Source organism: Mycobacterium sp. E3298, assembly GCF_001666895.1.
GTDB lineage: Bacteria > Actinomycetota > Actinomycetes > Mycobacteriales > Mycobacteriaceae > Mycobacterium.
The window spans coordinates 36,416-43,888 of sequence record NZ_LZJB01000331.1 but is presented as its reverse complement, the minus strand read 5'-3'; the positions used below and the strand labels follow the sequence as shown (position 1 = coordinate 43,888).

Sequence of the window (7,473 nt, the reverse complement as noted above, 5' to 3'; positions counted from 1 at the left end):
GCGCGACGTCCTTGGACCAGATCCCCACCCTCGGGTCGCCCTTGCGCACACCTCGCGGCCACATGCGGTCGATCAGCACGCGCTGGCCGTCGTCGGGGCCGACGTCGTCGTAGACCCTCGCCACCCTGATCCGGCTCTTGCCGCCCACACCTAGCAGCGTAGCGACGGGCTTGTCGGTGGTGCCGGTTAGCATCGCACGTATGTTCGAAGAATTGGCGGTGATCGACCCGTCGGCCGACGAATCGGCGCTGATCGAGCGCATCGCGGAGCTGGAGGCGGCCAAGTCGGCGGCCGCCGCCGGGCAGGCCCGCGCGACGGCCGCGCTGGACTCGGCGCGTCGAGCTGCCGAGGCGGCCGCAGGTTTATCCGCGGCGCGGCGCGGCCGGGGCGTGGCCACCGAGGTCGCGCTGGCGCGCCGCGATTCCCCGGCGCGGGGCTGCCGGCATCTGGGCTTCGCCAAAGCCCTCGTGCACGAGATGCCGCACACGTTGGCGGCGCTGGAGCGCGGGGTGCTGTCGGAGTGGCGGGCGACGCTGATTGTGCGCGAGAGCGCCTGCCTCGACGTCGAGGATCGCCGCCCGTTGGACGCGGAGCTGTGCGCCGAAGCGGCGAACCTGGACGGCATGGGCGATGCGCGGGTGGCCGCGGCGGCCAAGGCGATCGCCTATCGCCTGGACCCGCATGCCGTCGTCGACCGGGCGGCCAGGGCAGAGCGGGAGCGCACGGTGACCATCCGGCCCGCGCCCGACACGATGACCTACCTCACCGCGTTATTGCCGGTGGCCCAAGGCGTTTCGGTGTATGCTGCGCTGCGGCGCGAGGCGGACACCCGCGGCGACGGGCGTTCACGCGGGCAGCTGATGGCCGACACCTTGGTGGAACGGGTCACCGGCCGCAGCGCGGCGGTCCCCACCCCCGTCGCCGTCAACCTGGTGCTCTCCGACGACACGCTGCTTGGCGGCGCCAATGCGTCGGCCGACCTCTCCGGTTACGGCCCCATCCCCGCAGCAGTGGCGCGCGCGATGGTCTGCAGCGCGGTCACCGACCCGCGCTCGCGCGCGACGCTGCGCAGGCTCTACGCGCACCCCCGGGGCGGGGCGCTGGTGGCCATGGAGTCACGGGCACGGATCTTTCCGCGCGCGCTGGCCGCGTTCATCGCGATGCGCGACCAACGTTGCCGCACGCCCTACTGCGACGCGCCCATCAGGCACAGCGACCACGCGCAACCGTGGGCGGGCGGCGGCCCGACCGCCGCGGACAACGGCCTGGGCCTGTGCGAGGGCTGCAACTACGCCAAGGAGGGCGCGGGGTGGCGGGTGAGCGCCGCCGTCGACGAAAACCACACTCACAGCGCGCAATTCACCACCCCCACCGGAAAGAGCTACCGATCGACGGCTCCGCCGCGAGCGCCCGTGATCACGGTCAGCGAGGTGGAATTCCGCATCGGGGTCTCCATCGCGCGCCATGCGGCCTAGGCACTGTTCAGGATTGGCCGGTGAGGCGCTCCACGTCGACGACCTCGCCGCGGTTGATGCTGACCCAGTCGCGTCCGTCCAGGTAGGGGCGCAGCGCGCGGCCGATCAACTCGGCGTCGGCCGGTGTCTTGGGCCGCTGCAACTCGTACACGTGGGGCAATTCGGCCATCCCGGTGACGACGTTCCACAGCGTCAGGGCCTCGGGCCCGGTCGGCGGGTCCACCAGTACCGGACCGAACAGGCACTGCCCCGACAAAAACAGCGTCGGCACACCGTAGCCGCCCGCGTCGACGACCCGGTGGTGGTCGTGGTGGATCTCGTCGTGGGTGGTCGGGTCGTCGAGCGCCGCATCGAGGAGCGACGGTTCGGCGCCGATCTCGCCCAGCAGGCGGCGCGCAACCGCGGGGTCGTGCGGTTTGCCGCCCAGCGTGTGCAGTTCGCGTCCGATGGCGGCGTACCACCGGTCCAGCAGCGCCATGTCCGTTCGGCGCAGCAGCGCGCCGATCCGCATCAGCGACCACCCGTAGGACCACTCCCGCTCCCAGGGGTGCTTCTGGCCCTCGGACCGGTTGATCTCCTCGAGGCTGAAAAATCGCCAGTCGACGGTGATGCCGAGTTGCTCGCGAACGTCGCGGATCCACAGCGAGGTCTGATAGGCGAACGGGCACATCGGATCGAAATGAAAATCCACCACGACGCTCATCTCGGACCCGCTTTGTCGCTCAGTAGTGATAGGTGTCCGACGGCGCGGGGGAATGATCCCGTTCTTCGTCGTCGAAGTCCGACGATTCTATGTCGTAGGCGCGGGCCAGCTCGAGGATCTTCGTGGCCCTGGCAATCCGCGGCAGGTCGGACCCGTTGCGGATCTCTCCCCCGTCGCGTTCGAACTCGGCGAAAAACTCTTTCGCCCAAGAAATTTCGTCCTGTGATGGCGACAGACCCTCGTTCACCACGCCGCATTGGTCCGGGGTGAGGCAGATCTTGCCCGTCATCCCGAATTCCACGGAAACGGCGGTGGCCTCGATCAACTTCAGGGCATTCGAGCCGATCGTGGGCCCGTCGATGGCGCTGGGCAGACTCGCCGCCTTGGCGGCGATGGTGAACCGGGACCGGGCGTAGGCCAGCGTGCTGGGGTCTTCTCCGAAGCCGGTGTCGCGGCGGAAGTCGCCGATGCCGAAGGCGAGCCGGAAGGTGCCCTTAGCCGCGGCGATCTCGGTGATGCGCTCCAGGCCGCGGGCCGTTTCCACTAGCGCCACGATCGGCACGTTGGGCAGCCGTTGCGCCGTCTCGGTGACGTGGTCCACCGATTCGACCATCGCCAGCATCACCCCGCCCACCGGTGTGCCGGACAGCGCGGCGAGGTCGTCCGCCCACCACGGGGTGCCGAAACCGTTGACGCGGACCCAATCGGTGTTGCCGGCGCCCAGCCAGCTCACCACGTTGTCGCGGGCGGCGTGCTTGTCTTTGGGGGCGACGGCGTCCTCGATGTCGAGCACGACGATGTCGGCCCGGGAGTGCGCCGCGGATTGGAACCGGTCAGCGTGCGCGCCGTTGACCAAGAGCCAGCTCCGGGCCAAAACGGGATCGATGCGGTAGCCAATGACGTCGTCGGGCTCCGTCGCGCTGCTGTTGACCTGGTCGTACATTCGTCTCTCGGGGTTATCGATATCGGACTGGTGCCTTAACCGTAGCGATGTCCCCCAACGGGCGGTCGGGTATGCCCCCCGGGCACAGAAATGGCTGGGCCGCCCGGGCGGAGGAACCCCTCGCCCGGGCGGCCTGGCTTTGAATGCTCGGCTAGTTGATGCCGACAACCTCCTGCGCGATCGCGGCGACACGCGTCTGGGCGGCCGACACGACCCGCTGGCGATTCTTGTTCGCCTCTTCGTAGGCGATGATGGCCCGCACGTCGCTCGGATTCGCAAGCTCCTTCACCTCGGCGACGGCCTCGCTGACGTTCAGCTCGTCGTAGTTGGCGATGGGCAGCTCGTCGGCGTCGAGGACCCCCACAGCGGCGCGTGCCGCATGCAGGGCGTCGGCCGTCTGCCGGGCACCTTCGCTGCGGGTGACCTTCTCGGCCGCCTCGAGCGCGGCGTTGCGCGACGCGGTGAGCGCGCGGGTTGCCACGTCACCGGCGTGCGCACCCCGGCTCACCAGCTCGTTGAACGTCGGCCGGGCCGAGCGCAGCGCGTCCGCGGCCCTGTCGACGCCCCGGACCGACCATTCGACCGGCAGGTTGACCAACTTCACCGCGGTTCCGGCCGCGGCCTGCAGCGGCGTGCGGCGCAGCGCGGCCGGGCCGCCGAGGGCGTCTTCGGCCAGCACGGTGGTCAGCCAGTCCACGGTCGCCGAATGCGCCGTGATCAGCCGCGTTGCCAGGCTCTCGACCTCGGGAAGCTCGGCCGCGACGGCCAGGGCCTTCAGGTAGCGGGACCGGTCCAGCAACTGATCTTCCAGCGCGAGGTCGCCCAGGAGCGCCTCGTCGAACGGCTGGGCCTGCTCGGTCAGCGCCTTGACCGCGGCCGCGGCCCGGCCCAGGAACGGCCCGACGATGTCGGGGACACCGCCGAGCCCACGGATCGCCTTCTCGATCGCCTCGGACCGCTCGCGGGCGTTGGACGCGTTCTGCGTGAGCTCACGCTGAACGGCCTCGGTACGTGCCTGCGCGATGCGGGTTTCCGCGACCTGGATCTCGGTGTTGGTCAGCTGGTGAAGCGCACGCAACTGCGCCAGCACCGTCGTCTTGTCCGATGAAGTCATCGAAAAATTCGCCTCCTGCGTTGATTGTGTGGATCGGCACGAAAGCGCCTTTCTAGCGGCTACCCGTTCGACCCTCGGCAGATAACATCCAATCCGGCGTGTGACGCAGATCGCTTTCGCGCCCGGCCACGTATCGTCGTGGTCGGCCCGGCCGGCAAACGAAAGTTGTTGCCTACTCAGATCTTTGGAGAGACGGCGGCCGACCTGCTGGCGGGGCACACAGGGCCCGTTTAGCCCCCTACGCAGCGGGTATGCGTGGCGAAGGCGCACACAGCCCACAGTGCGCAACCGAATTCGCAGAAACACTGGAGGTATCGGCGATGGCCGACATGATTGTCCAGTCGCCCGAGGAAGTCGTCGCATTCCTGAAGGCGCAGCACAACCTCATCGAGGACCTGTTCGACGAGGTGCTGCACGCATCCGATCCCCAGGCACGGGAAAAGCCGTTCGCGACGCTGCGTCAACTGCTGGCCGTGCACGAGACAGCCGAGGAAATGGTCGTGCACCCGCGCGTGCGCCGGGAGTCCGACGCCGGCGACGCGATCGTCGACGCTCGACTCACGGAGGAACACCAGGCCAAGGAGTTGCTTTCGAGCATCGAAGACCTCGACGTCACCTCCCAGCAGTTCATCGACGAGTTGAAAAAACTTCGCGAGGCCGTGCTGGACCACGCGCAGCACGAGGAAAGCGAGGAGTTCCCCGTGCTGCAGAAGGAAGTTGACGAAACCGACCTCAAGCGGATGGGGGTGGCGGTGCGCGCGGCTCAGGCCATCGCGCCGACGCACCCGCACCCCGGCGTGGAGTCGGCGAAGATGAACTTCGCCCTCGGACCGTTCGCGTCGATGCTCGACCGCGCCCGCGACCTCATCGGCCAGGCCCTCGGCTCGTAATTCGCCGTAGGCTCGTTGAGGTGAGTGTCGCCCCGGATATGACGGTCGCCCTGCAGGACCGGTTCTTCCGCGCATTGCCGGAGATGGCCGTCCGGTGGCAGGCGGAGCCGCCGGCCGAGCCGCGGTTGCTCGCCCTCAACGAGCGGCTCGCGGAGGAACTAAGCCTGGACGCCGACTGGCTGCGAAGCCCGGACGGGTTGCGCTTCCTGGTGGGCGACCTGCTCCCCAGCGACGCCGTTCCAGTGGCCCAGGCCTACGCCGGGCATCAGTTCGGGGGCTTCGTCCCCCGCCTCGGTGATGGTCGCGCCCTGCTGCTCGGCGAGCTCGCCGACGGCGACGGACGCCTGCGCGACATCCACCTGAAGGGCTCCGGGCCGACACCGTTCGCGCGCGGCGGCGACGGCCTGGCGGCCGTGGGGCCCATGCTGCGCGAGTACATCGTCAGCGAGGCGATGCATGCGCTCGGGGTGCCGACCACGCGATCGTTGGCCGTCGTCGGCACCGGCCGTCCGGTCCTGCGCGAGGCCGAACTCCCCGGGGCGGTGCTGACCCGCGTGGCCAGCAGCCACCTGCGCGTGGGCAGCTTCCAGTTCGCCGCCTCCACCGGCGACATCGACCTGCTGCGGCGCCTCGCCGACCACGCGATCGCCCGCCACCATCCCAGCGCCGCGAGCGCCGACCGGCCCTATCTCGCGTTGTTCGAGGGGGTGGTCGCCGTTCAGGCGGCGCTCGTCGCGCGGTGGATGCTGATCGGGTTCGTCCACGGGGTGATGAACACCGACAACATGACGATCTCCGGCGAGACGATCGACTACGGGCCGTGCGCCTTCATGGAGGCCTATGATCCCGACACGGTCTTCAGCTCCATCGACTTTTGGGGCCGTTACGCCTACGCCAACCAGCCCGTCGTCGCCGGCTGGAACCTCGCCCGGTTCGCCGAGACGCTGCTTCCGCTGCTCTCCGAGGATCTCGAGCAGGCGGTCGCGCTCGCGGAGACGTCGTTCGGCGTCTTCCAGCGCGAGTACGACGCCGTGTGGTCATCCGGGATGCGCGCCAAACTCGGTGTGCCCGACGCCGAGGACGGCGCCTCGGCCGCCCTGGTCGACGAGTTGCTCGCCCTGCTCAAGGACAGCCACGTCGACTACACCTCGTTCTTCCGCCTGCTCGGTCGGGCGGCGCGCGGCGACGCAGAGCCCGCGCGGGGCGTGTTCGTCGACCTCGCCGGCTTCGACGCGTGGCTTTCGCGCTGGCAGGCGCTGGGCCCCGACGCCGATGTCATGGACCGCGTCAACCCGGTCTACATTCCGCGCAACCACCTGGTGGAGGAAGCTCTGACCGCGGCGACCGCGGGTGATCTGGGCCCACTCGAGCAACTCCTCGCCGCGGTGACGTCGCCCTATGGCGAACGGCCGGGCCTGGAGCGCTTCGCCAGCCCGGCCCCGGAGGACTTCGGCAAGTACCAAACGTTCTGCGGCACTTAGCCTTACGACAACTTGGCGGACTCGGCCTGCAGCTCGTCGAGGCGCCGCAGCGTCTCGTCGCGCGGCTCGGTGGGCAGTTCCACCAGCAGGTGCTGCAACCCGAGAGCGCGGTAGCCCTCGAGCTCTTCGGCCGTCGGCGCGCCGCCATGGAAGCTGATCACCGGAACGTCCGGACCGGCCACGCCGCGCAGCTGCTCCAACTGGGGCGCCAAGACGTCAGCCGACGGTGTCATCGACAGCCAGCCGGCATGCAGCCGGGCGATGCGTTTGAAGCCCGCGGGCCCGCCGCCGAAGTACAGCGGCGGATAGGGCTTCTGCGCCGGCTTGGGCCAACTGTAGAGGGGCCCGAAGTCGACGAATTTGCCGTGGAATTCCGCCTTTTCGTGCGTCCAGATCTCGATCATCGCGTCCAGCCGCTCGTCGACCACCCGTCCGCGAACCGACGGGTCGACCCCGTGGTTGGCGATTTCCTCGCGCAGCCAGCCCACACCCACTCCGAACCGGAAGCGGCCCCGCGACACCAGATCCAGCGACGCCACCTCTTTGGCCAAGTGAATCGGATCGCGCTGGGGAACCAGCGCGATCCCGGTGCCCAGGACCAGCCGCTCGGTGGCGGCAGCCGCCGCGGTCAACGCGACGAACGGATCCAGGGTGCGGTAGTACTTCGGCGGGATAGGACCGCCTGCCGGATAGGGCGTGACGTCGCCCGCCGGAATGTGGGTGTGCTCGGCGAGGAACAGCGACTCGAATCCACGCTGTTCCAGCGCCTGCCCCAGCTCCCCCGGGCCGATCCCCTCATCGGTTACGAATGTCAGTACGCCTAAACCCATGGCGTCCAGTCAACCGCATCTACCTTGTTCCGGCGAC

The 7,473-nt window shown here is 69.2% G+C and carries 8 protein-coding genes; 3 read left to right on the top strand and 5 right to left on the bottom strand.

Annotation, left to right across the window (positions count from 1 at the left end; all coding sequences use genetic code 11):
- A partial coding sequence (locus A9X05_RS15530; protein WP_231978395.1) for a DUF488 family protein occupies nt 1–148 on the bottom strand: 148 nt, incomplete at its 3' end.
- A 52-nt stretch (nt 149–200) separates the two neighbouring features.
- Between A9X05_RS15530 and A9X05_RS15525 the strand changes: the two genes are divergently transcribed.
- The gene (locus A9X05_RS15525; protein WP_067782489.1) at nt 201–1,475 is read left to right on the top strand and encodes an HNH endonuclease signature motif containing protein; all 1,275 of its coding nucleotides are present in this window, start codon (nt 201–203) and stop codon (nt 1,473–1,475) included.
- 7 nt (nt 1,476–1,482) lie between these two features.
- On the opposite strand, the gene A9X05_RS15520 is transcribed toward A9X05_RS15525, so the two are convergent.
- From A9X05_RS15520 to A9X05_RS15510, 3 genes are all read right to left on the bottom strand, one after another.
- Nucleotides 1,483–2,178 (bottom strand): DsbA family protein, encoded by a 696-nt coding sequence (locus tag A9X05_RS15520; RefSeq protein ID WP_067756906.1) that lies wholly within the window; start codon nt 2,176–2,178, stop codon nt 1,483–1,485.
- A gap of 19 nt (nt 2,179–2,197) precedes the next feature.
- Complete coding sequence (locus tag A9X05_RS15515; RefSeq protein ID WP_067756909.1) at nt 2,198–3,121, bottom strand: CoA ester lyase; 924 nt, start codon at nt 3,119–3,121, stop codon at nt 2,198–2,200.
- Between the two features lie 151 nt (nt 3,122–3,272).
- Complete coding sequence (locus A9X05_RS15510) at nt 3,273–4,235, bottom strand: hypothetical protein (protein ID WP_067782486.1); 963 nt, start codon at nt 4,233–4,235, stop codon at nt 3,273–3,275.
- 320 nt (nt 4,236–4,555) lie between these two features.
- On the opposite strand from A9X05_RS15510, the gene A9X05_RS15505 reads away from it, so the two are divergent.
- Nucleotides 4,556–5,125 (top strand): hemerythrin domain-containing protein, encoded by a 570-nt coding sequence (locus A9X05_RS15505; protein ID WP_067756915.1) that lies wholly within the window; start codon nt 4,556–4,558, stop codon nt 5,123–5,125.
- 38 nt (nt 5,126–5,163) lie between these two features.
- Nucleotides 5,164–6,606 (top strand): YdiU family protein, encoded by a 1,443-nt coding sequence (locus A9X05_RS15500; protein WP_197499076.1) that lies wholly within the window; start codon nt 5,164–5,166, stop codon nt 6,604–6,606.
- 2 nt (nt 6,607–6,608) lie between these two features.
- Here A9X05_RS15500 and A9X05_RS15495 read toward each other — a convergent pair whose 3' ends face one another.
- Entirely contained in the window at nt 6,609–7,436 is an 828-nt protein-coding gene (locus tag A9X05_RS15495; protein WP_067756922.1) for an LLM class F420-dependent oxidoreductase, read from the bottom strand.
- Nucleotides 7,437–7,473 lie beyond the last annotated feature (37 nt).

Bases quoted from the DNA above. Each gene is read 5' to 3' on its own strand.
- A9X05_RS15525 (WP_067782489.1), top strand. From the start codon at position 201: ATGTTCGAAGAATTGGCGGTGATCGACCCGTCGGCCGACGAATCGGCG.
- A9X05_RS15520 (WP_067756906.1), bottom strand. From the start codon at position 2,178: ATGAGCGTCGTGGTGGATTTTCATTTCGATCCGATGTGCCCGTTCGCC.
- A9X05_RS15515 (WP_067756909.1), bottom strand. From the start codon at position 3,121: ATGTACGACCAGGTCAACAGCAGCGCGACGGAGCCCGACGACGTCATT.
- A9X05_RS15510 (WP_067782486.1), bottom strand. From the start codon at position 4,235: ATGACTTCATCGGACAAGACGACGGTGCTGGCGCAGTTGCGTGCGCTT.
- A9X05_RS15505 (WP_067756915.1), top strand. From the start codon at position 4,556: ATGGCCGACATGATTGTCCAGTCGCCCGAGGAAGTCGTCGCATTCCTG.
- A9X05_RS15500 (WP_197499076.1), top strand. From the start codon at position 5,164: ATGACGGTCGCCCTGCAGGACCGGTTCTTCCGCGCATTGCCGGAGATG.
- A9X05_RS15495 (WP_067756922.1), bottom strand. From the start codon at position 7,436: ATGGGTTTAGGCGTACTGACATTCGTAACCGATGAGGGGATCGGCCCG.